This window comes from Massilia agrisoli, from assembly GCF_020831365.1.
In the GTDB taxonomy this organism is placed as follows: domain Bacteria; phylum Pseudomonadota; class Gammaproteobacteria; order Burkholderiales; family Burkholderiaceae_D; genus Telluria_A; species Telluria_A agrisoli.
In genome coordinates this window covers 244,473-267,274 of sequence record NZ_JAJHPV010000013.1, presented here as the reverse complement: position 1 = coordinate 267,274, position 22,802 = coordinate 244,473, and the positions used below count along the sequence as shown (strand labels likewise).

Sequence of the window (22,802 nt, the reverse complement as noted above, 5' to 3'; positions counted from 1 at the left end):
AATGGCAAGCCCGCTCGATACCCTGCACGACGAACAACAACTGGTTTCTTCCCTGCTCGACCTGATGAAACAGGAACAGCAGTGCCTGATCGACGCGGACATTGAGGGCCTCAACGCCATCACGCCGCGCAAGGCGGAACGGATGAACGAGCTGGCAGTGCTTGCCAACCAGCGCCACCAGGCGCTCGCCGCAGCCGGATTCGCGGCCGAAGAGACGGGCATGCAGGACTGGGTGGCGCACGCCGCCAACAGCAGCGCCAGCGATGCCTGGAGCCAGCTGCTTGCACTGACCCGCGACGCCAAGGAAGTAAACCGCGTCAATGGCATGCTCATCAACAAGCAGATGACGCACAACCAGAACCTGATCAACGCCATGCGCCAGCCAGCCAACGCCGGCGATGCGGCAGTCTACGGCCCGACTGGCCAGGCCACACCGGGCGGCCCATCGCGCCGCTTTGTCGTCGGCTAAACGCCCGGCCCGCATGGTCCACGGCCGTTGATGCGGCCGTTTTGCTTTCCATGCCCCGTGCGGTTTGAGATATCTCAACAAAACCGTTGATTCGATTGAATCGCGGTTTACTTACCCTACCGATATGTGTGACGATTGCTGATGAGTTCGGCAGTCATGGACTCACCAATTCTCACTCCGCACGCTTCCCGCCCCTCCGCCGGGCCGGCCGATTTGCCATGCCGGTCACGTTGAAATGTCCAGAATTTAACAATTCATTGTCATTATCGCTAGTAGGTTTCCGCTCGTACAAGCTTGATTTCAAAGCAGAAAACGAAAATCGTTTTATCCCGAAGCGGTATAGGCAAATACGTTGAGTATTCGCCCAAATGACACATTTTCCAACTATTCAATGTTTACTTACGGTCATCAAATGTGTGAGGATGTTCCCGTTGAGTTCGCGAATTTCAGCGGTGCAGCGCTTTCCGGCACAGACGACCTCGGCGACCAGAATAAAAACCCTCACACTCGGAGAACTAAATGAACTGGAATCATTTGCTAAAAGCAGGGGTGTCAATCGTTGCAATCGCGGCGTGTTTCTCAGCACAAGCCGCGTCAAATGGCGTCACCGTCAGCATCACGCCGGAAAAGAGTTCGCTCAACAAGGACGAGGACGTTTTCGTCCGCGTCACCATCACCAACACCTCGTCGACGCCGCAATACATCCTGAAATGGCACACGCCGTTCGCAGGGGTCGAGGAAGCGCTGTTTGAAGTCACGCGCGACGGCGCGCCGGTGCCCTACCTGGGCGCGCACTACAAGCGCCCTGCCCCGACCGCCAAGGATTACTACCTGCTCAAGCCGGGCGCATCGCATACGGCCAAGGTGGAACTGTCCGAAATCTATGACATGAGCGTGACGGGCGACTACTCGATCCGCTACCACTCGGCGTCGATGGACCTGTTCTCGAGCGGGCAGCCGGGTGCCGCCAAGACCGCCGCACGCGGCGTGGACGAGATCGAATCGGCGCCGGTGGGCCTGTGGATCGACGGCCGCCTCGCGCGCGGCACCGTGGTCGGCAGCCCGTTCGAACTGCAGAAGGCGCCGAGCCAGCCAGGCACGATGTCGCTCGGCTTTACCAACTGCACGGCGTCGCAGCAGTCGACCATCACGTCCGCCATCAGCGCCGCCAAGACGATGACCAATGACAGCGTGAACTACCTGGCCGGGGGCAGCGCCGGCGCCCGCTACACCAAGTGGTTCGGGGCGTACACCTCGGCGCGCTACGCCACCGTCAAGGCGAACTTCACCGCCATCAAGGACGGCTTCGACAACAAGCCGGTCGTGGTGGACTGCAAGTGCAAGCAGAACTATTACGCCTACGTGTATCCAACCCAGCCATACAAGATCTACGTCTGCAAGGCATTCTGGACCGCGCCGATGACGGGCACGGATTCCAAGGGCGGCACCTTGATTCACGAGATGAGCCACTTTAACGCAGTAGCAGGAACCGAGGACTGGGTCTATGGCCAGTCGGGCGCAGCCAGCCTGGCGATCAGCGATCCAGCCAAGGCAATCGACAACGCAGATAGTCACGAATACTTTGGCGAAAATACGCCAGCGTTGTAAGCAGTACTGGGCAAACGGAAAAGCCTGACGAAGGCCGGCAGAGATGCCGGCCTTTTTCTTGGCTCTGTCACCGTTAGGTATGGAATTGAGCACGTCGTGCCCGCCACTGGCGGACCCGACTTCCCGCGAAAGCGGGAACCCATACCATGTATGCGCTGGAGGTCGAATCGCTTTATTACTGATCGTCTTCAGTATGGGTTCCCGCGTGCGCGGGAACGACGAGGGTGTAGCGCTTCCACACTTAACGGTGACATAGCCTTTCTCTTGGCTCTGTCACCGTTAGGCATGGAATTGAGCACGTCGTGCCCGCCACTGGCGGACCCGACTTCCCGCGAAAGCGGGAACCCATACTATGTATGCGCTGGAGGTCGAATCGCTTTATTACTGATCGTCTTCAGTATGGGTTCCCGCGTGCGCGGGAACGACGAGGGTGTAGCGCTTCCACACTTAACGGTGACATAGCCTTTTTCTTTGGTGTTACTTGCGGAAGATGAAGCTGACCGGCATCACCGGAAGCGCCTGCGGGGCGTCCAGGTGCGCGAGATCGGTGACGAAGCTGCCGGGGAAGGTCAGCTTGTAGGTGTGCCCCCCTGCCAGGAAGTCATAGCTGGGGGTAATGTCGATGCTGTTGGTTTTTTTGGCGCCGGGCCTGAGCTCGAGATAATCGTCTTTGGTGATCGGGCCGCGCTTGACCTTGCGGCCGATGTACGCGATTTGCTTGCCCGTGCTGGCGTCGCGAATGTCGAATACCGGCGCGATCAGTTCGTCGTCCTCGTACAGCGCCTTGGGGACATAGACTGGCTGGGCGCCGCGGTTCTCGACGGCCAGCCGCACGATCACCTTGCCGCCGGCCGTCTCAACGCGTACCTGTTCACTCACGCTCTGCATTGTCTTGCCTCCGGCGCCAGCCATGGCAGTGGCGCTCATCAGCGCCAGCGTGGCGAAAATTAAGGATTTCACGGGCGTTCCCTCCTTCAACGGGTTCCGGCGAACGACGACATGATCGTCACCGCCACCCGGCGGTTGCGCGTACGCCCTTCCGGCGTGTCGTTCAGCGCGATCGGGACGTTGGCGGCGTGCCCGACGGCCGTCAGGCGTCCCGCCGGCATGCCGCTGTCGATGAACAAGCGTACCACGCTGCTGGCGCGCGCGGCGGACAGCTCCCAGTTCGATGGGAAGACCGAATTGCTGATCGGCGCGGAGTCGGTGTGCCCTTCCACCTGGACTTCATGGCTGTCCTCGGCAAGCAGCTGGGCAATGGCGTGCAGCGGCTGGCGCGCTTCGGAGGTGATGGTTGCCTCGCCGGGCGCAAACAAGGCACTGGCGTTGATGTCGACCGTGACGCCGCGCCCGGTCTGGGTAATGCTGACCTTGCCCGCCTTGACCAGCGGCGACAGCGTGTTGTCGAGCTTTTTCGCCAGCAGGCTGAGGCGGGATTGCTCGCGCCGCAAGGCCTCGAGCTTGCGCCGCGCGGCGATGTTGTCCATCGGGATCAAGGGTTCGATGGCGGCGCTGCCCGGGTTGGCCTTCTCCTTGCGCCCGAAGGCGTCACCCAGAGAGTCGGAGAACACCCGGTACTTGCCTTCGTTGACGACGGAGATCGCGTACATCACGACGAAAAAGGCGAACAGCAAGGTAATGAAGTCGGCGTACGAGATCAGCCACCGTTCGTGGTTTTCGTTGTCTTCTTCGTATTTCTTGCGCGCCATTGCCGGGATCAGGGACGCGACAGCAGGCTGGCCACGCGCTCTTCCACCACGCGCGAGTGGTCGCCGCTGGCGATGTCGTGGAAGACTTCGGTGAGGATCTCGTATTGCGTCACGGTCTCGGCGACGATGCCCTTGAGCTTGTTGCCGATCGGGTAGAAGAACAGGTTGGCCAGGCCAACGCCGTACACGGTGGACACGAATGCGACCGCGATGCCGCTGCCGAGCCGCGATGGATCGCTGAGGTTTTCCATCACGTGGATCAGGCCCAGCACGGCGCCCAGGATGCCGATGGTCGGCGCATAGCCGGCCGCCGATTCCCAGATCTTCGCCGCCTGGCGCTGGCTGCATTCGTAGGCGGTCAGTTCGATCTCGAGGATGCCGCGCAGCTTGTCCGGATGGATGCCGTCGATCACCAGGCGCAGGCCTTTCTGGATGAACTTGTCATTGGTGCCCTGCATGTACTGTTCGAGCGACAGCAGGCCGTCGCGGCGCGCGTGCGAACTCCATGCGGTGATTTCACGGGCCAGCGAAATGCGCCGGCTTGGCGGCGGCCGGAACACCCAGCGCAGCATGCGCACGCCGCGCAGGAAGGTGGCCGATTCGTTTTGCAGCAGCACGGCGCCGAAGGTGCCGACGACCACAATGGAAAACGCCGCCGGCTGCACCAGCGAGGCGAACTTGCCGCCGTCCATGCTGTGGCCGAGCAGCAGCCCGGCCAGCGCGATCACAACACCGACTATGCTGGCCCAGTCCACGCCTGCTCCCGTAGTGCCGCACGCAACCGCGACACCGCCTGGGTGTGCAGCTGCGAAACGCGCGATTCAGATACGCCCATGACGGCGCCGATTTCCTTCAGGTTCAATTCTTCTTCGTAGTACAGGCCCATCAGGATCTTTTCGCGCGGCGGCAGGCCGTCGATCGCGTCGATCACCGCCTGGCGGAAGTCGCCTTCCATCAATGCCGCAAGCGGGTCGGCGTCATCGACCGCATAACGGTCGAGGAAGCTGTCGCTGCCGTCTTCGGAATGAAAATCTTCGTAGTAGACCAGCTGGTGGCCGCCGCCGTCGGACAGCATGTCCTGGTAGTCGGCCAGCGACATCTTGAGGTATTTCGCCACTTCCGATTCGGTCGGCGGCTGGCCCAGCTTTTGCTGGAGGGTGGCCATCGCGGTTTCGATCTTGCGCATGTTCTGGCGCATCGAACGGGGCAGCCAGTCGCTGTTGCGCAGCTCGTCGAGCATGGCCCCGCGGATGCGTAGCACCGCGTAGGTCTCGAACTGGGCGCCGTGGGTTTCTTCGTAGCGGCTGATGGCGTCCAGCAGGCCGATCATGCCGGCCTGCACGAGGTCATCGACTTCCACACTCGGCGGCAGCTTGGCCTTCATGTGGTGGGCGAGACGCTTTACCAACGGCATATGCTCCGTCAGTAAATGGTTCTTGTCCGCTTTGCCTTTGACCGTGTACATGTTCAATGTGTGTTTTAAGCGCCCAGTTGGGTAGTGCCGCCAGTACGGCCGAGTTGTGGCATGCCAGGCAGCGCGAAGCGGCCCGCCAGGCGGCGGAACGCGACCGACGCGCCTGCCAACGGGAACGCATCGACTACCGATCGGCCCAGGCGCGCTGCGCGGTGCAGGTGCTCGTCGGCGGGCACGGATCCCATCGACGTCAGCTGCACTGCCAGGTAGCGGCTTGCCGCGGTTGCCATATTATCGTATACCACCTTCGCTTCTGTCTCAGAAGCATTGGTTACAAGAATCCCGAATGGGCGGCGGCCATATTGCTGGGACAGACGCTTGATCAATGAGTAGGCATTGGTGATCGATGCGGCGCTGGTCGAGACCTGCACCACGATCTCGGACGCGGCCATGACCGGCAGCGGCAAGCTGTCGTCGTCGGCCAGTTCGCCGTCCACCATTACGATGCCCGATTGCTTGACCAGCACCTCGAAAGTCTTGGCCATGCGGCGCGCGTCGTCGGCGTCGTAGCGGCCACCGTGCAACATGCCGACCACGCCAAAGCCTTGCGGCGCCTGGTGGATCACCTGGTTCAGCGCGCACTCCTGGCGCGCCACCGACAGCAGGCTGGGCGCGCCGTCGATGCCAAGCCGGCGGGCAATGCCCTGGCCGCGCTCGCACGCGTCCACCAGCAGCACGTCGCTGCCGGCGTGGGCCAGCGAGGCGCCAAGGTTGACCAGCATGGCGCCCTTGTCGTCTTGCGGCGTGGCGGACAGGAAGGTGACGATGCGCGGCTTCGGTCCCGCCAGCATCCTGCGCAGGCCTTCGGCCTGGTCGAAATCGAAGTTAGCCAAGGTGCACCTCGCGCAGCGTACGGTCGTTGCGCGCGGTGCTGGCCGCGGCCATCAGCAGCGGCAGCTCGGCATCGGAGAATTGGGTGGCGACGGCGTCGCGCTTCGTACGGAAGGCGCGGTCGACCAGCATGCCGCGGTCGGCCAGGTGCAGGTCTTCCGGCACGCGCTGGCCGTTGGAGATATAGAACAGGTTCAGCTTCTGGCGGATGATGACGTCGAGCACGTTGCCGATCGACGCTGCTTCATCCAGCTTGGTCATGATGCAGCCGGCCAGCCCGCTGCCCTGGTAGGCGCGCACCACTTCGTTCAGGGTTTCGTTGGTCGAGGTGGCGTTCAGGCACAGCAGGCGCTTCACGTCGGCGCCGCTGCCGGACAGCATGGCCACCTGCTCGGCCACGTTCTGGTCGCGCTGCGACACGCCGACGGTGTCGATCAGCACGGTGTGCTTGTTGCGTAGTTCCTTCAGGGCGATGCGCAGGTCCGCTTCGTCCTTTACCGAGTGCACCATCACGCCGAGGATCTTGCCGTAGATGCGCAGTTGTTCGTGGGCGCCGATACGGTAGGCGTCGGTGGTGATCAGGGCCAGCTTTTCCGGGCCGTGGCGCATCACGCAACGGGCCGCCAGCTTGGCGGTGGTGGTGGTCTTGCCGACGCCGGTCGGACCGACCAGCGCAAACACGCCGCCCTTTTCCAGGATCTCGTCTTCGTTCTCGAGGGTGGCCAGGTTGCGGTTCAGCACCGTCTTGATCCAGCGAAGGCTTTCTGCCGAGTCTTTACCGGCAGGCAGTTTTTCAATCAGGTAGCGCGACAGGCTGGCCGAGAAACCGGCCGCCAGCATTTCGCGCAGCACGCCGGCCTTTTGCGGCTCGCGCTGGGCGGTGGCGCCCCAGGCGATTTCGGCCAGCTGGGTTTCCATCTGGCCGCGCATCGCGCGGATCTCTTCCATCATGCCGCTCATTTCGGCGGCAGCGCTGTCCTTGGCATGGGCGATGGCCGCTTGCATCAGCGACGACATCTGGGCCATGTCGAAGGCAGGCGCCTGTGGCGCGGCGTGCGGCACGTACGGGTCTTGCGGCGCGGCGGCGCGGCGGTTGACGACAGGCTCGGCGGGCATCTGCAGGCTCGGGCGTGGCTGGGCCATTTCCGTGTCCGGCGCGGGAGCGGCAACCGAGGCGGCGTCGTCGCTGGCCAGGGCCAGGATTTCAACCACGCCGTCCACCGGACGGTTCGAGAGGATAACGGCGTCGGGCCCGAGGGCATCGCGTACCTTGCGCAGTGCCTCGCGTGACGTAGCGGCGGTGAATTTCTTGACGTTCATTTTGCTCAACTCCCGGATACCTGCTTCACGTGCCGCCACATGGCGCACATTGTCGATCTCATAGGAGTCATTATTGACGATGCTCTGAAGAAACCATCGGGGGAAAAGGCGGGGAAATGGGGGTTATTTCAACGCCGTCCGCATCGTCGTTCCCGCGCATGCGGGAATCCATGGTGTGCTTGCTGAGCATGGATTCCCGCTTTCGCGGGAACGACGGGGGGGGAACATTAACCTGGTACGCCCACCAGGCTGGTCACCTTGATGGTTTTGGTTTCCGGCACTTCGTTGTGCGACAGCACCTTCAACTGAGGCAATGCGCGGCGCAGGAAGCGCGACAGCAATGGACGCAGCGGTCCCGGCACCAGCAGCACCGGCGTCAGTCCCAGCGCCTCCTGCTGCTGCGCTGCGGCGCCAGCCTGCTGGGCGATGGTGTCGGCCAGCCCCGGCTCGATGCCGCTGCCGTCGCCGCCCGCCCCCATGGCCTGCATCAGCAAGCGCTCAAGGCGGTTATCCAGGGTCATCACGGCCAGCTCGTTAGTGCCCGGGAACAGTTGCTGGACGATTGCACGGCCCAGCGCGATGCGCACCAGCGCGGTCAGTTCGTTCGGGTCCTGCGTCTGCACGGCGTATTCGGCGAGGGTTTCGATGATCGAGCGCATGTCGCGGATATGCACGCCTTCGACCAGCAGGTTCTGCAGCACTTTCTGCAGGGTCGACAGCGACACCAGCTTTGGCACCAGGTCCTCCACCAGCTTTGGCGATTCCTTGCCAAGGTGGTCGAGCAAGGCCTGCACTTCGCCCCGGCCCAGCAGTTCCGACGCATGGGTGGTGATCAGGTGGTTCATGTGCGTGGCAACAACGGTACCGGCGTCGACCACGGTGTAGCCCATGCTCTGCGCTTCGTCGCGCAGGCCGGCGTCGATCCAGGTGGCGGGCAGGCCGAACGCCGGGTCGGTGGTGACCAACCCTGGCAGGTTGCCGGTCGCCATGCCCGGGTTGATCGCGAGGAACTGGCCGTTCAGCGCTTCGCCGCTGCCCACTTCCACGCCCTTGAGCGTGATGCGGTAAGCCGATGGCTTCAATTCCAGGTTGTCGCGGATGTGCACCGGCGGCGCCAGGAAACCAACTTCCTGGGCGAACTTTTTGCGGATGCCTTTGATGCGCTTGAGCAGCTCGCCATTCTGGCTCTTGTCGACCAACGGAATCAGGCGGTAGCCCACTTCGAGGCCGAGGGTGTCGACCGGCATGATGTCCTGCCAGGTCGCCTCTTCCTGCTCCGGCGCTGCGGTTGGCGAGGTCGCCGCCGCGGCGGCAGCGGCCACCTCTTCCGCCTTGGGAGCCCTGTCGCGCCTGGCCACCAGGTAGCCAGCGCCGCCGAGCATTGCCGCCAGCATCAGGAACACCAGGTTAGGCATGCCAGGGATCAGGCCCATGCCGCCGACGATGACGGCAGTGATGTACAGCACTTCAGGCTTGGCGAACAGCTGGCGCACCAGCTGGGTGCCGACGTCCTGGTCGCTGGCCACGCGCGAAACCACGATACCGGCCGCGGTCGAGATGATCAAGGATGGAATCTGCGCTACCAGGCCGTCACCGATGGCCAGCAGCGTGTAGGTCTTGGCGGCGTCGCCGAAGGCCATGTCGTGCTGCATGATACCGACCAGCAGGCCGCCGATCACGTTAATGACGGTAACCATGATGCCGGCGACAGCGTCGCCGCGAACATACTTCGAGGCACCGTCCATCGCGCCGTAGAACTCGGCTTCCTGCGCCACTTCGGTACGGCGGCGGCGTGCTTCGTCTTCCGCAATCAGGCCGGCATTGAGGTCGGCGTCGATCGCCATCTGCTTGCCCGGCATCGCGTCCAGGGCGAAGCGCGCGCCCACTTCGGCGATACGGCCGGCGCCCTTGGTGACGACGGTAAAGTTAATGATGGTCAGGATGATAAAGACGATGATGCCGACGGCGTAGTTACCGCCGATCAGGAAGTGGCCGAAAGCCTCGATCACCTTGCCGGCCGCGGCGGCGCCCGTGTGGCCTTCGGTCAGCACAACGCGCGTCGATGCCACATTCAGCGACAGGCGCAGCATGGTCGATACCAGCAGGATCGCCGGGAAAGCCATGAAATCGAGCGGCTTGACCGTGTACAGACTGGTCAGCAGGACGATGACCGACAGCGCGATGTTGAAGCTGAAGAACAGGTCCAGCACGAATGCCGGCAGCGGCAGGATCATCATCCCGAGCAGCATGACGATGAGGACCGGCGCGGCCAGCGAGGTGGCGCCGCCCTTCATGTTGGGCATCCAGGCTGGAAGTTTCATGCTGTTCATCGAGGTGCTCCGTTATTCGTATCTGGTTTCTTTTGCGATGCCGGGTCGTGCGGATCGAGCTCTGGCGGTACCGGCAGCTTGCCCGGACGGTCAGGATGCTTGCCGTCGCCCTTCTTGAAGGCACGCAGCTGGAACACGTAGGCCAGCACTTCGGCAACCGCCGAGTACAGCGCTTCCGGGATCTCGTCGCCGATTTCCGTGTGCTTGTGCAGCGCACGGGCCAGTGCCGGCGCTTCCAGCATGGCCACATTGTTTTCCTTGGCCAATTCGCGGATGCGGGCCGCGATCACGTCGGCGCCCTTGGCCACCACGCGCGGCGCGCCGCGTGCGCCGTCGCTGTATTTCAGCGCCACCGCATAGTGGGTCGGGTTGGTGACCACTACGTCGGCGGTCGGCACCGCATCCATCATGCGGCGCTGGGCCATCTCGCGCTGCAGCTGACGGATCTTGCCCTTGATCTGGGGGTTGCCGTCCGATTCCTTCGATTCCTGGATGACTTCCTGGCGCGTCATCTTCAACTTGTCGTTGTAGTGCCACATCTGGTACGGGCCGTCGATGGCGGCAACCAGGCCGAGTCCGCCGACGATGAACAGGAATGCCGAGCCCATCAGGTCCACCAGGTGGGCGCTGGCCGAACGCACTTCCTCGACGGCCAGGCCGAACACGGCGTCTTTCTGGTTGACGACAACGAGGTAAGCGACCGCACCGACCACAACGGTCTTGGCGATCGCCTTGAACAGCTCGACGAGGGCATTCTTGGAGAACATGTTGCCGATACCCTTGATCGGGTTCAGCTTGCCGAAGTTCGGCATGAAAGCCTTGCTGGAAAACAGCCAGCCGCCGATCAGCAGCGGCGACGCCAGCGCAACCAGCATGATGGCAAGCGCCAATGGCAGGCAGGCCAGCATGACCTGGGCGATGTCGGAGGCCACGCGCTCGATCAGCAGGGTCGGGTTATAGATTTGTTCGCGGGTGAGCGCCAGGCCCGACACCATGCTGGCGTTGAGCTGGCGCACCAGGCCGCCGCCAGTCATCCACAGGCCGGCGCCGGCGGTCATCAATACGGTAAAGGTTGCCAATTCGCGCGATCGGGGCACGTCGCCTTCTTCACGGGCCTGCTCCAATCGCCTGGCTGACGCGGGTTCGGTCTTTTCTGCGTCGCTTTCGTCGGACATCGTCACTCCTGCTGGCTTCTCGCCTGAAGGTCACATTATTCGCGATATTGCTTCAGGACAATCGGATGAACAGGGCCGCAAAGTCCGGTCATATCGACGCTAGCGCCGCGCCTTAATTGTCAAAAACGCAATGTGCATTCATGACTATGCACAAGGGCAAGGTTGCTCAAGCGCAGCAAAATGGGGAATGGTGCAACGACCTGGAGGATGCACGATGACAAACCGTAACCGATCTCCCCTCGCCTGCGCGGCGTTCGTGGCATTGGCTTGCTCATGCAATGCGATGGCGCAGACCCGCTCCGAAGTCGAGGCAGCCAAAAACGCCCTCGACCTCAAGCTGTACCAGGCCACCACCGATGCGCTGGTCGCGCAGCGCGAAGCGGAAATCCGCAAGGCGACCGCCGAAGCCGAGCGCGCCGAGTTGCTGGCGCGCCTGCCGCCGGCCGAATCGAAAGCGCTGGCGGGAACGGTCAACAGCGAAGCCTTCGGCGCGGCCGGCCTGGTGCGCGCCTTCGACCTGGCGCAGGCGCTGTCCAGCGATGTCTGTACGGCCCTGCCGGCCGAGCGCAAGGCCACCATTTACGAACCGGCGGCAACGCAGGGCGTCGTCAGCGCGAGGCTGGTGAGCGACGGCATCAAACACATCAGCGACGACCTGTCACGCCAGAACGACGCGCTGCAGAAGTTCATCGACCAGCACACGCCGCCTGTCGCCAGGACCTTGTCGCTGGTCGGGCTGGCCGCGGTGCCGGCGACGATCAAGGCAGTGGCCGACATCTCGGCGCTGTTCCGCTCGAATGCGGCGGTGGCGTCGACCAGCTATGGCGACGATGCGCGGGCGATGTTCATCACCTCGCTGGCGCAAGCCTGCCCCGACAAGATCGTCGGCCTGGGCTCCGGCTACATGGGCGAATTCGACCCTTCGCAATACGACAAGCTGATGGCCAAGGTGCGCGCGCTGGTCGGCCTGCGCTCCGCCTACGGGGCGCGCGTGGCGATCGTGCAGAAAATGGCTGACAGCGCGAAGGGCGAGGCGAAGAAGGATTATTCAGCGGTGGCGAGTGCTGCCGTTGCGGTGTTGAAGACCGTCGACGCCTTCATCGATTCGCTGAAGGTGGGCGAGGCCAGCGACAAGAGTCCCCTGTTTAATGCCGGGCGCTACCTGGCCTATGGCGAACGTACCCGTGGCGCGCTGGTGCTGGACTTCAACCTGCGCCTCGAAGGCATGACCGTCATGAAGCACAACCTGTTCACCGGCCAGCACCTGCGCTTGTCGGGCGTGGCGCTGCTCTGGTACCGCATTTATGAAGCGAACGGCATGCTGCGCCTTGCGAATTCGGTGCGCAAGATCAGCGCGCCGGTCGACGTCGATTTGCGCGGCAAGGATGTCGGCGGACAGTTTTGGGATACGCCTTCGCGCTAGCTGTCGCTTCACTCCGTTGCTGGCCCCGGGCAGTTGAAGATTTCCGGCTCCCACCTTGGGCGCAGCGCCATGCGCGTCCCGTTGATTTGCAAGTCGCTGACGGCCGGCGCAACCACCTTGTAGCGGCCGTCGATGAACGCCTGGCGCAGCGAGGCGCAGGCAGCCAGGCTGGAAGGCAGCGTTCCCACCGCCCGCCACTGTCCAGGCTCGGCCTCGGCCACCACCACCACATTCGGAGCCGGTAACGCACCGAGCATGACGATTTCCGGCTTTCCGTCGGATGTCAGGTCCAGCAGAACGATGTCGCACTCCCCTTGTTCCCCGCGCAGGCAGGCCGGATACGGAGAGCCCTTCAGCAAATTCAAGTCCGTGTTCAGGAACGATGCCGGCAACCGGCTTCCTTTCGGCCACACCCGCGCGCTCGCACTGAGCCTGATTGGCGCGGGCCGCTCCAGGAATTCCTCCGGCTGCGGCCTCGGCCAGCTTGATTTCTGCACCTCCGCAATCCGGGCGCGCAGCGCCGGCGCATCCTTTCCCTCGAAATTGACACGGAGACTTTCAAGCGCCGCCTGTCCATAGCGCTCGCCCTCGAAACGCAGGTAGGCGACATCGAACTTGTCCACGGCGACCTTGCCAGAGGCGAGCCGCGCCACCTGGCTTGCAACCGACAGCCGGGCCGGGTCGCCCACTGGCGAGAACAGCAGTAAAAGCATGGCCACAACGACAAACGCATTCGCAATGTTGGTCCTGGAGATAATTCCAGGGCGCGCAACGGGCAGCGCCGCCCAGGCGTAGCCAAGGGCATAAACCGAAGCAACGATGAGGCAGGAAACCGCCACGATCCGGCTTGTGGTCCAGCCATAGTCGCCCACGCGAAGTGCCAGCGCATAGGCGGCAATCACGACGATCGGCACCAGCAGCATGCCGGCGGCGCGCACGCTGGCCTGGATGACCCGCGCTACCGCCACCTCAGGCGAGCCGTCCTGGTAAGCCGCATTGATCAGCACAACCAGCAGCGCCGCGGCGCCAAGCAACACCGCCGTGGCGCTACGGGTCGCCCACAGCGGTTCAAGACCCGTGAATGGCAAGCTGAGCAGGAAGCCGCCGATAACCAGCACGGCGACCGGGAGAATCCAGGACATCAACACCAGCAGCAAGGTGCGAATGCCGCGCACGATGGCGGGGCGCACATCGGTGATGTGCATCGCGCACGAAAAAGCCACGGCAATCACGGGAATGACGAACCAGGACTGCCGTAGCAGCTCGCGCAAGAAGCCCAGCTTAATGAGCTGGAACAGCTCGCCCCCGAGCAATAACACCAGCCACACCACCCCGACAAACAGGCAGCTCAACGCCAGCTGAACGAATTGCTTCCATGCGGTTTCAAAATACGCAGGATACGAGGCAATCCGGCGCTTTTCGGAGGCGGCCGCCATCACCAGCGACTGGGCGATAAAAAATCCGAACGCCGAGACAACAATGAGTTGGCCCGAGGGATGGAAAGCCCCCTGCGCCATGTGCGGGGCGGGCGTGCCCATCGTGCGCCAGCCATCGTGAACGCCGAGCGCAGCGGTGATGGTGGCGGCCACCGCCATCCAGGCCAACAGCGGGCGCCGCGCCAGCGCGCCCAGGCCGGCGATGCCAATGACCGGGACAATCAGCCACGCCAGCAACAGCGGCCCTGCCACCAGAGCGTTGGTCGCTGGCCACGAGCGCGCCTGGATTGACCGGTACAACAAGCAAAGCACCAGCCCTTGTAACAGCCCGATGGCGAGCCGTGCCACGACGATGTTGGACGAGCGGGTCGCGGGTAGCGGCCAATTGACGGCGACATCGGATGCTGACATGCAATCTCCTTTTAATCGGACATCGGGCGGCGCACGCTTGTGACAATCAGCGACATTAGCCCATGCACTTGTTGTAACAAAACGGATTTACGAAGTTTTAATTCTCACCATTTTGCACACAAATGTCTCATTAGTTAAATCACCATAAATATTAACTTGGTTTAAACATTTCTTTTTGGAATTACCGTATATTCCGTCCCCTTGACCCGTGCCGCCCGGAAATCTTGCTTCCTCGGAGCAATTCTTCCGCTTTTGGCAAGGGTACTGCCCGTGCTCAACGGTTGCAACTTTACACACCAAAAATCCGCAGCATGCATATCAAAAGCTCAACAATCCAGCTCCGCCAGGGAATCTATATTCTTCGCCATCCAGCCGGCGGCATGGCGCCGATCTCGGTGACGCGCGCGCCCGGCGGGGTCGGCAAGCTTGACATGCTCGCCACCGCTGGTACCGAGGGCGCGGTCTTGCGCAACGGATCGGACTGCATCGTCCTGCACGTGCGCGATGCGGCCGTTGAGATGCTGGTCACTGCATTCCTCCCCCGCGAGGGCGCGCCCGTGCCGGCGCTGAGGATAGACCAAGTGGGACTCGAACCAGCTCCCGGCGCGTTGCCGCTGCCGGCATCTGCGCCGCCACAGCCGGCAGTGCCCGGCGCCGGCGGCCGCATCCAGATCAGCGACAAGGGCATCTCGGTCATCGGCCACATCGAGCGCACCGGCGATGTGGTGGCGTCGAACGGCCAGCGGCTGGGCGATCCGTCGACCTCGTTACGCCTCGAAGGCTTCCAGGTCATGTGGCCGGACCGTCCGGCGGGCGTTGACCTCGCTTACGGCATCGCCGTGGAAGGCATGGGCGCCACGCCAGTGGTCCAGACCGGAAAGTTCTGCGGCACGCGCGGCAAAGCCCTGCGCATTACCGAAGTGAGCTTCGCGCTGGTCGGTCCACAAGCGACCCAGTTCAGGCTTGAAGGCACGGCCCACTTCACCGGCGGCTTCCAGATGCCGCTGGTGTCGGGCATGGCGGCCAGCGGCCCGAGCGGCCTGGAACACCTGACCGCACTCACGCTGCGGGTGCTTGCGGCGACGCCTGCGGCAACAGCGGCAAATCCATGGGACGAGTCGCCGAAAACCAAAGTATTCAAGTCGAAAGCCCCGGCCGCAGTGAAGCCGGCGGCCAGAAAGGTTGCTGGTAGCACTACAGCAAAAGTGAAGCAAACGAAGTAATTACTTCAACCATCATCGTCCCTGAGGGACAGCCTGTTCCTGGAACCGGCTTTAGCAAGGAGAAATATCAATGTATGAACAGGCATCAGGTGCCGTAGTCACGGCACTCCAAGGCAGCTCGGCTGCGGTTTTTAACAGCGCCACAATCGCTTCGATCCTGTCACTGACGACCGGAAGCGGCGATAGCGCGGTCGGCATTGACAAAGTCATCAGCCTCGGCGGCGCGGTCAACGTGGCAGCAGGTACTGAAATTGCAATGATCCAAAGCAACCCGATGGGCGTCACCACCCTGAACGCGCCGTCTGCCGCGCCAGTGGTCATCTTCCAGGGCGGCGGCGTTAACGCCACCTTTGCCAACGGCCAGGGCACGGCGAACGCCGGCGTGGTTGAGCGCGTTGTCGTTGGCACCGCAGCGGCTGACAAAATCATCATCGCCGACAACGTCAACACCCAGGTCATCGTCGGCGACGGCGACACCGTGGTCGGCGGCGCAGGCGCGGACACGATTGTTGCCGGCGTCGGCGACACCACGGTCCAGGGCGGAACCGGTTACACCATTGTCTCGCTGACTGGTTCGGATGCTGATTACACGGTGACCACGACCGCCGGCGGCCAGGCTGTCATCACCGGCGCCAACGGCACCACCACCCTCGATGGCGTTCAGTTCGTACAACTGAGTGGCGGCGACGCACTGGTCATCGCCAGCAACGCACAAGAGGCAGCCGTTGCAGCCCTGTACGAAGCCACGTTTGGCCGCGCAGCAGACGCTAATGGACTGGACTTCTGGTTCGACCGGGCAAATGCCGGCACCAGCCTGGACGCCATCGCCGAGGGCTTCCTTGGAAGCGCGGAGTACAAGGCCCTGGGTTCGGTGACCGACGCGGCATTCGTCAACAACGTGTATGTCAACACCTTCGGCAAAGCGGCAAGCGCAGCTGAGCTGGCGCTGTGGACCACCAAACTGGCATCCGGCGTGGCGGACCGGGCTGACGTGCTGACCGACGTTACCAACCGGGTTGCGGCTGACCTGGCGGACAACACCGAAGTCGAGTTCATTGGATCGGTAACGATCATCACCACGATCATCTAAGCAGCTAGTCTATGAATCACCCAAAGGGGGCGCATGCCCCCTTTTTCCTGCCCCTGTGCTCGCCGCGTTTGCGCGACGACGCACTCCTGAATAGTGCCATTCAACATCTGGAATCTGGCCAGTACGCCGACGCGCTTATTTCCGTCGAAAACGTCTGCCGCCGCTTCCCCACCAATAGTATTCCCGCGATTTTGCGTGCAAAGATTTTGCAGGCATGTCGTCCCGAACTCAGTTCCAAGGCCTGGTATCGCGCCTGGTGCTGCGACCCCGAGAACGCCGTCTTGCAAGATGTAATGCTGCGAGCCTGGCTTGGTTCCGGCGCGCGCTCCAGCGTGGCCGAGCTAGGCCCTGCCTTTTTGCCTGCGCGCTGCCAGGGCGGCACGCACGGCCCCCTGGTCGAGCTGCTGCGCGCGGCTGGCGTCCACAGCGTTGGCGCCTGCTGGAAGGCCGGTGAGGCAATCGAAGCCATGATTTTCGCACCGCCTGACGCGCCCCGTGCGCGGCTGATCCTGTCCGACGGCAGTGCCCGCTACGAATACGAGGCGCCTGCCGGCGGCGTTCGTTTTCGCCTGCCCTGCCCGCGCCAGGATGCAGTCTGGTCGCTCGCATTCTTTGCAGCGGGCGCCGCCGCGCCGGAACTGCTGCGCGGCTCACCGCTGGTGTTCGCGCCCACGCAAGCCGCACCTGCGGCGCCCGAAGCGATACGGCCGGTCTCCATCGTGATCCCGGTCTACCGCGACATGCGCCTGGTGCAGGCCTGCATCAACAGCGTGTTGGCTACGCTGCCCGGCAATCTCACCCGGGCCGAGATTGTCGTCATCGACGACGCCAGCCCGGAGCCGGCGCTGTCGGCGTGGCTGGACCAGCTTGCCGCGGCCGGGCGAATTACGCTGCTGCGCAACCAGTTCAACCTCGGCTTCATCGAAACCGTGAACCGCGGCATGCGCCACCACCGCGGCCATGACGTGCTGCTGCTCAACGCCGACACCCTGGTGCACGGCGACTGGATCGACCGCCTCAAGACGGCGCTGCACAGCGCGCCCGACATCGCTTCGGTCACCCCATGGTCCAACAATGGCGAGATCAGCAGTTTCCCGACAATCGCCACCGCCACGCCGGCGCCAACTGCAGCGCAGCTGGCTCAGATCGACACCATTGCGGCGCAATTGCGCGCCGCCGGCGCGACAGCCGATGTCGCATTACCGTCCTGCTGCGGCTTCACCATGCTGATCCGCCGCGATGTGCTCGACCAGATCGGCATGCTCGACGGTGTTGCGCTGGTGCGCGGCTACGGCGAGGAAGTCGACTGGTGCCTGCGCGCAAGCGCGGCTGGCTACCGCCACCTGAACGCCACCGGCGTGTTTGTCGCGCATGCCGGCACGGTTTCGTTCCGTTTTGAAAAGACCCTGCGCGTGCGCCAGAACCGCCAGGTGCTCGCGGCGCGCTACCCGCACTACCATCCGGAGTACCACGCCTTTATCAGCGACGACCCGCTCACCGCGGCGCGCTCGGCGCTGCGTGAAGCACTGGTGCAGGCCGGATCGGCATGGCTGGAAACATCGCTCAGGCTGTTGGGCGGCGACGCCGACCTGGCACGCACCCTGCCCGCGCCGATTGCCGGCAGCTGTACCCGCATCGCGGTGTGGCAGCACCGCATCGAAGCGCCCGGCAACGCCAAGGTCCTGCAGCTGGCCCGCCTGCTCGCCAGCCGCGGCGCCGATGTTCCACCGCTGCGCCTGCTGGTGATTGGCGATGCGTCGGAAGCGTTGTGGCGTACCGGCGTCGTGGACGTGGTTCCCGCGACGGTCTGGCAAGAGTCGAGCCTGTTCTCCGACGCTACCCTGCTCGGCCTGGCCGGTTGCAGCGTGCTGCTCAGCGAACGGGACAGTAGCGTTGCGCCCGGCATCGAACATGTCACCCTGGACGACGGGTTCGAGCCGCAGGCATGGCTGGCAACCCGCTGGGCCCCGAAGCGGCGTCCTGCCCCCACACCTCAGAAGAAAACAGCATCTGCATGAAATCAGAATCCCCGCTCAAACTTCGCGCGAAGACGCCTGCGCGTCTACCTGTCATGCGCTGGCAAGGCGCCATCGAAGGCGTGCATCGCGGCCACATTTACGGATGGGCCGTTGATACCCTCAATCCGGGTTCCAGAGTGGTACTGGAGGTGTACCGCGACGATGATGTGATTGGGTGCGTGTTCGCCGATATAGCGCGGACCGATCTCGCCGAAGCATTTGGCGCCGCCGCAGGAGGGCCGCTGGCCGACACCTGCCACGGTTTTATCGCGGACCTTGGCAGCAATGCAGATGAGCTTGGCGGCGTGCTGACTGTACGGGTCGCCAACACAGGCATTGCGCTGCCAGAAAATATCAATTTTTCGCCATCCAACAAGCCTCCGGTCTCCGCAACGAGCAATGTGTTCGGCGACGGCGGCCTGAACCTGCATGGCTGGGCATTCAACGGCGCCGACGAAACGCGCTCACTCGTCGTGAAAGCGTTCGTGGGCCACACCCAGGTGGCCGAAACAACTGCCGACCTTGAGCACCCTGCCATGCGCTCCTACGCGGTAGGCAAGCATGGTTTTACGCTCAACCTGCCACTGGCGCTGGCCGACGGACGCGTGCACAGCGTCCGCGTGGTGGACGCGACGGGCCATCCCCTCAACGGCAGCCCGGTGACAGTCTGCTGCTTCGGCAACGGCGCCAGGGCCGTGTTGCCGGACGAACGGCCGCCACTGCTCGACGATGTTGTGGACAGCTACGAACGATATCTCCCCCGTAGCCTCGGCATGGGCCAGTACGCTCAATGGTCGCGCATGTTTGAGCCGGCCGCAGCGGCATCCGGGCAATCCACGCTGAAGGCTGGATTGATCGTCACCGGGGACGCCACTGCGCAAGCCATCGAAGCTACCTGCGCCAGCGTAAGGGCCCAGGCCGGCGCGTCTGTCCAGCTCTTCAGTTCCGTCGCCAAAGGCAGGAAACCAACAACCTTTTCCACGCTTCTGCAAGCAGCGCTGGACGCCGGATGCGAGGTGATCGGCTGCGTACGGGCTGGCGATACCTTGCCGCCGCACGCGCTGGCAACTGCGCTTGAGGGGTTTGCGGAACCGGCAGCACAACTGGTCTACACGGACAGCGAGCACAACGGCCAACCCTGGTTCAAGCCGGCGTGGAACCCGGAGTACGCGCTGGCAAGCGACTATCCGCTCGACCTTCTGCTGATACGCAGCAGCGTGCTGGCCGCGTACGCAGAACAAAACGAACTCCCCGCCGACCAGGCAAGCCTCGCATGGCAAATGCTGGCGGCGGTATGGCCACAAGGCGCCGACGCGGTGATCCACGTGCCGCGCGTGCTTTACCAGTGCAACTCCGCGCTCGGCACGGCGGAAATGCAGGCCCGGACCGACGCCGCGCAAAGGGCATTGGCAATCGCTGAACCTGCGGCAACGCTGACGCGATCGGGCCACGCGGACACGGCCCTGTTCCAGCCGCGCCGCGTGCAGCGCCGCCTGAGCAAGCGCGAGCGCAGCAAAACGGTCAGCCTGGTGATTCCGACGCGCGACCGCGTCGAACTGCTGGAGCGTTGTATCAGCACCATAGCGCGGCACACGGACTGGCCCAACCTTGAAATCATCGTCATCGACAATGGCTCGAGCGAGGCAAAGACAAAAACCTATTTCCGCAAAATTGCAAAGTCGGGCGTGCGCGTGCTGCCTATGCCGGGTCCGTTCAATTATGCCGACCTGAACAACCGCGCGGTGGACGCGGCAAGCGGCGAGATTATCGGCCTCATCAACAACGACATCGAAGCCCTGCATGATGGCTGGCTGGACGAACTTGTTGGCCAGCTGATGCGGCCAGGCGTCGGCGCCGTCGGCGCAAAACTGCTGTGGCCCAATGGCATGGTCCAGCACGGCGGCGTGCTGCTGGGTGTCGGCAATGTGGCGGGCCATTTCGGCAACCGCCTGGCGGACGCTGACTGGGGCGACCACGGCCGTAACCAGCTGGTGCAGCGGGTTAGCGGTGTGACCGCTGCCTGCCTGTTGCTGCGCAAGAAAGATTTTATCGCCGTCGGCGGCATGGACCCGGTCGCCTTCCCGGTGGCGTTCAACGACGTCGACCTGTGCCTGAAGCTGCGCGCGGCCGGCAAGGCCATCGTCTGGACCCCGCACGCGACACTGCTGCATGCCGAATCGGCCAGCCGCGGACACGAGGATACGCCGCAGAAGCGCGCGCGCGCCCAGCGCGAGCTCGACCAGTTGCGCCAGCGCTGGGGGGAAGTCCTGCTGCGTGACCCGGCATACCACCCGAGCCTGAACCTCGATGCCCACAGCCATGCTTTCGGCGGACTGGCGTTGCCCCCGCGCGACCGCAGTCCACGCGGCGGATCGCTGCCAAAGGTGAAAAAATGACCGCCTACTTCGCCGTTCCCGCCGACGCGAGAAGCCATGCCGGACAAGCCAAACCAGTGCACGCTCCAGCACAGGCCGGACCGACAGCGCCGCGGCGGCTGTTGCACGTAGGGTGTGGCCCGGCCAACAAGGACCGTCTTCCGGCGTGTTTCCATACGGAGGGCTGGCGCGAAATCCGTTTCGACATCAACCCGGCCGTTCAGCCGCACATTGTCGGCAGCATCACCGACATGCGCATGATCCCCGACGGGAGCATCGACGCCATCTGGTCATCGCACAACCTGGAACACCTGAACGCATTTGAGGTACCGGTTGCCCTGGCCGAGTTCAAGCGTGTACTGAAGGATGACGGATTCATCCTGGTCACCCTGCCCGACCTGCGCGCGGTAGCGCGCCAGATCGTCAACGACAAGCTGGACCAGCCGCTATACATCTCCAAAGCGGGCCCGATCTCGGCGCTGGACGTGGTATTCGGCCACCAGGCATCCATCGCCGCCGGCAACCATTACATGGCCCACCGCACTGGCTTTACTGCCAGCAGCCTGGGCCAGGTGATGATCGACGCAGGCTTCGCCGAAGTGCGCGTCCACGAGGGCAGCCGTCTTGACCTGTGGGCGATCGCGACGATGCCCGGCACCAGCGACGGGGTATTCGACGAACTGGCGAGCGTGATGAAATGAACGTACTTTTCATCCATCAGAATTTCCCCGGCCAATTCGTGCATCTGGCAGCCCACCTTGCCAAGGAAAAACGAAACAAGGTCGTGGCGCTGACTGTGCATGACAACCCGCCGATCAAAGGTGTGGCGGTACGCGAGTACACGATGCTGCGCCCGTCCGCGCCGGAGACCCATCCAATGCTGCGCGATCAGGAAGCGAGCATGCTGCATGCCGAGGCCTGCGCCGCGGCGGCCCTGCAGCTCAAACGCGAGGGCTTCACGCCTGACGTGATCGTGGCCCATCCTGGCTGGGGCGAAGCGCTTTTCCTGAAGGACGTGTTCCCGCACGCCAAGCTGGTGCTTTACTGCGAGTACTACTACGCAGCAGAGGGCCAGGACGTGGGGTTCGACCCCGAGGTTCCACCGCTGACGTTCGCCCAGCGCTGCCGCTTGCGCATGAAAAATTCGACCAACCTGCTCAGCATGGAAATTGCGGACGCCGCCATTTCGCCGACCGAGTGGCAGAAGAGTACGTATCCGGCGTGGGCGCAGGAAAAGATTACCGTCATCCATGACGGCATCGACCTGGAGAAGCTGAAGTTCAATCCGAAAGCCCGCATTACGCTGGCCGCGAACGGCAGCAAGCCATCATTCACTTTCAAGCCGGGTGACGAAGTGCTGAGCTACGTGGCACGCAACCTCGAGCCGGTACGCGGGTTCCAGGTGTTCATGCGCACGTTGCCGGAAGTGCTGCGCAGGCGACCGGACGCGCATGCGATCGTCGTGGGTGGCGATGGCGTCAGTTACGGCCACCAGGCGCCGGGCGGCGTCAGCTGGAAAGAGCACCTGCTGGCCGAAGTGGGCGACCAGCTGGACATGAACCGCGTGCATTTTGTGGGCAAGGTGCCGTATCAGAGCTACCTCGACCTGCTGAGTATCAGCCGGGTGCATGCGTATTGGACGACGCCGTTTGTGTTGTCGTGGTCGTTCCTGGAAGCGGCGCTGAGCGGATTGCCGGTTATGGCCTCGGATACGGCGCCGGTACGCGAGTTCTCCGACCTACTCAGCATTAATACCGCGGGGTTCTTTGAAAAAGATGCCTTTGCAGAGCATCTCAGCGAAGAACTCAGGAGACCTGCGAAGCGCGCCTGCGTAATACAGGCGGAAGCACTCAGCCTTTCCAATTGCTTGCAGCACCAGCTTCGATTGCTTCGGATGTAAGAAATACGGA

At 63.3% G+C, this 22,802-nt stretch carries 18 protein-coding genes; 9 read left to right on the top strand and 9 right to left on the bottom strand.

All coding sequences use genetic code 11. The features are described 5' to 3' along the window. Nucleotide 1 precedes the first annotated feature (1 nt). Together LMJ30_RS10095 and LMJ30_RS10090 are read left to right on the top strand one after the other, a co-directional pair. Entirely contained in the window at nucleotides 2–469 is a 468-nt protein-coding gene (locus LMJ30_RS10095; protein WP_229432220.1) for a flagella synthesis protein FlgN, read from the top strand. A 519-nt stretch (nucleotides 470–988) separates the two neighbouring features. After that, nucleotides 989–2,077: a M35 family metalloendopeptidase gene (locus LMJ30_RS10090; protein WP_229432219.1), complete on the top strand. Its 1,089-nt coding sequence runs from the start codon at nucleotides 989–991 to the stop codon at nucleotides 2,075–2,077. Nucleotides 2,078–2,554: 477 nt separating this feature from the next. Here LMJ30_RS10090 and LMJ30_RS10085 read toward each other — a convergent pair whose 3' ends face one another. From LMJ30_RS10085 to flhB, 8 genes are all read right to left on the bottom strand, one after another. Beyond that, a complete protein-coding gene (locus LMJ30_RS10085) occupies nucleotides 2,555–3,037 on the bottom strand; it encodes a hypothetical protein (protein ID WP_229432218.1) in 483 nt (160 codons plus the stop codon). Between the two features lie 14 nt (nucleotides 3,038–3,051). Continuing rightward, complete coding sequence (motD, locus tag LMJ30_RS10080) at nucleotides 3,052–3,786, bottom strand: flagellar motor protein MotD (RefSeq protein WP_229432217.1); 735 nt, start codon at nucleotides 3,784–3,786, stop codon at nucleotides 3,052–3,054. Nucleotides 3,787–3,794: 8 nt separating this feature from the next. Then, nucleotides 3,795–4,541, bottom strand: coding sequence for a flagellar motor protein (locus tag LMJ30_RS10075; RefSeq protein ID WP_229432216.1), 747 nt, complete (start codon nucleotides 4,539–4,541; stop codon nucleotides 3,795–3,797). Beyond that, a complete protein-coding gene (locus LMJ30_RS10070) occupies nucleotides 4,523–5,251 on the bottom strand; it encodes an RNA polymerase sigma factor FliA (RefSeq protein WP_229432215.1) in 729 nt (242 codons plus the stop codon). Before LMJ30_RS10070 ends, LMJ30_RS10075 begins: the two co-directional genes overlap by 19 nt. Before the next feature lie 14 nt (nucleotides 5,252–5,265). Continuing rightward, nucleotides 5,266–6,093 (bottom strand): MinD/ParA family ATP-binding protein, encoded by an 828-nt coding sequence (locus tag LMJ30_RS10065; RefSeq protein WP_229432214.1) that lies wholly within the window; start codon nucleotides 6,091–6,093, stop codon nucleotides 5,266–5,268. Next, nucleotides 6,086–7,411, bottom strand: coding sequence for a flagellar biosynthesis GTPase FlhF (flhF, locus tag LMJ30_RS10060; protein WP_229432213.1), 1,326 nt, complete (start codon nucleotides 7,409–7,411; stop codon nucleotides 6,086–6,088). The genes LMJ30_RS10065 and flhF overlap by 8 nt, the downstream gene beginning before the upstream one ends. A gap of 227 nt (nucleotides 7,412–7,638) precedes the next feature. After that, nucleotides 7,639–9,741, bottom strand: coding sequence for a flagellar biosynthesis protein FlhA (gene flhA, locus LMJ30_RS10055; protein ID WP_229432212.1), 2,103 nt, complete (start codon nucleotides 9,739–9,741; stop codon nucleotides 7,639–7,641). Further along, the gene (flhB, locus tag LMJ30_RS10050; RefSeq protein ID WP_229432211.1) at nucleotides 9,738–10,916 is read right to left on the bottom strand and encodes a flagellar biosynthesis protein FlhB; all 1,179 of its coding nucleotides are present in this window, start codon (nucleotides 10,914–10,916) and stop codon (nucleotides 9,738–9,740) included. Before flhB ends, flhA begins: the two co-directional genes overlap by 4 nt. Before the next feature lie 214 nt (nucleotides 10,917–11,130). Between flhB and LMJ30_RS10045 the strand changes: the two genes are divergently transcribed. Continuing rightward, on the top strand, nucleotides 11,131–12,339 hold the full coding sequence (locus LMJ30_RS10045) for a hypothetical protein (protein ID WP_229432210.1): 1,209 nt from the start codon (nucleotides 11,131–11,133) through the stop codon (nucleotides 12,337–12,339). An 8-nt stretch (nucleotides 12,340–12,347) separates the two neighbouring features. Here LMJ30_RS10045 and LMJ30_RS10040 read toward each other — a convergent pair whose 3' ends face one another. After that, entirely contained in the window at nucleotides 12,348–14,186 is a 1,839-nt protein-coding gene (locus tag LMJ30_RS10040; RefSeq protein ID WP_229432209.1) for a DUF4153 domain-containing protein, read from the bottom strand. A gap of 311 nt (nucleotides 14,187–14,497) precedes the next feature. Between LMJ30_RS10040 and LMJ30_RS10035 the strand changes: the two genes are divergently transcribed. The 6 genes from LMJ30_RS10035 (at nucleotide 14,498) to LMJ30_RS10010 (ending at nucleotide 22,792) form a co-directional block, all read left to right on the top strand. After that, nucleotides 14,498–15,409: a hypothetical protein gene (locus tag LMJ30_RS10035; protein ID WP_229432208.1), complete on the top strand. Its 912-nt coding sequence runs from the start codon at nucleotides 14,498–14,500 to the stop codon at nucleotides 15,407–15,409. Nucleotides 15,410–15,665: 256 nt separating this feature from the next. Beyond that, nucleotides 15,666–16,499: a DUF4214 domain-containing protein gene (locus tag LMJ30_RS10030; RefSeq protein WP_229432207.1), complete on the top strand. Its 834-nt coding sequence runs from the start codon at nucleotides 15,666–15,668 to the stop codon at nucleotides 16,497–16,499. Nucleotides 16,500–16,792: 293 nt separating this feature from the next. Continuing rightward, nucleotides 16,793–18,517 (top strand): glycosyltransferase family 2 protein, encoded by a 1,725-nt coding sequence (locus tag LMJ30_RS10025; RefSeq protein WP_229432206.1) that lies wholly within the window; start codon nucleotides 16,793–16,795, stop codon nucleotides 18,515–18,517. Continuing rightward, nucleotides 18,514–20,913 carry a glycosyltransferase family 2 protein gene (locus tag LMJ30_RS10020; RefSeq protein WP_229432205.1) on the top strand — a complete coding sequence of 800 codons (2,400 nt, stop codon included), beginning with the start codon at nucleotides 18,514–18,516 and terminating at the stop codon, nucleotides 20,911–20,913. The genes LMJ30_RS10025 and LMJ30_RS10020 overlap by 4 nt, the downstream gene beginning before the upstream one ends. Continuing rightward, nucleotides 20,910–21,593, top strand: a complete 684-nt coding sequence (locus tag LMJ30_RS10015) for a class I SAM-dependent methyltransferase (protein WP_229432204.1) — start codon at nucleotides 20,910–20,912, stop codon at nucleotides 21,591–21,593. The genes LMJ30_RS10020 and LMJ30_RS10015 overlap by 4 nt, the downstream gene beginning before the upstream one ends. Next, complete coding sequence (locus LMJ30_RS10010) at nucleotides 21,524–22,792, top strand: glycosyltransferase (protein WP_229432203.1); 1,269 nt, start codon at nucleotides 21,524–21,526, stop codon at nucleotides 22,790–22,792. The genes LMJ30_RS10015 and LMJ30_RS10010 overlap by 70 nt, the downstream gene beginning before the upstream one ends. Nucleotides 22,793–22,802 lie beyond the last annotated feature (10 nt).

Excerpts from the sequence above, each read along its gene's own strand:
- LMJ30_RS10035 (WP_229432208.1), top strand. The coding sequence starts at position 14,498 with ATGCATATCAAAAGCTCAACAATCCAGCTCCGCCAGGGAATCTATATT.
- LMJ30_RS10045 (WP_229432210.1), top strand. The coding sequence starts at position 11,131 with ATGACAAACCGTAACCGATCTCCCCTCGCCTGCGCGGCGTTCGTGGCA.
- flhB (WP_229432211.1), bottom strand. The coding sequence starts at position 10,916 with ATGTCCGACGAAAGCGACGCAGAAAAGACCGAACCCGCGTCAGCCAGG.
- LMJ30_RS10095 (WP_229432220.1), top strand. The coding sequence starts at position 2 with ATGGCAAGCCCGCTCGATACCCTGCACGACGAACAACAACTGGTTTCT.
- LMJ30_RS10025 (WP_229432206.1), top strand. The coding sequence starts at position 16,793 with ATGCTGCGAGCCTGGCTTGGTTCCGGCGCGCGCTCCAGCGTGGCCGAG.
- motD (WP_229432217.1), bottom strand. The coding sequence starts at position 3,786 with ATGGCGCGCAAGAAATACGAAGAAGACAACGAAAACCACGAACGGTGG.
- LMJ30_RS10030 (WP_229432207.1), top strand. The coding sequence starts at position 15,666 with ATGATCCAAAGCAACCCGATGGGCGTCACCACCCTGAACGCGCCGTCT.
- flhA (WP_229432212.1), bottom strand. The coding sequence starts at position 9,741 with ATGAACAGCATGAAACTTCCAGCCTGGATGCCCAACATGAAGGGCGGC.
- flhF (WP_229432213.1), bottom strand. The coding sequence starts at position 7,411 with ATGAACGTCAAGAAATTCACCGCCGCTACGTCACGCGAGGCACTGCGC.
- LMJ30_RS10070 (WP_229432215.1), bottom strand. The coding sequence starts at position 5,251 with ATGTACACGGTCAAAGGCAAAGCGGACAAGAACCATTTACTGACGGAG.
- LMJ30_RS10015 (WP_229432204.1), top strand. The coding sequence starts at position 20,910 with ATGACCGCCTACTTCGCCGTTCCCGCCGACGCGAGAAGCCATGCCGGA.
- LMJ30_RS10040 (WP_229432209.1), bottom strand. The coding sequence starts at position 14,186 with ATGTCAGCATCCGATGTCGCCGTCAATTGGCCGCTACCCGCGACCCGC.
- LMJ30_RS10020 (WP_229432205.1), top strand. The coding sequence starts at position 18,514 with ATGAAATCAGAATCCCCGCTCAAACTTCGCGCGAAGACGCCTGCGCGT.
- LMJ30_RS10090 (WP_229432219.1), top strand. The coding sequence starts at position 989 with ATGAACTGGAATCATTTGCTAAAAGCAGGGGTGTCAATCGTTGCAATC.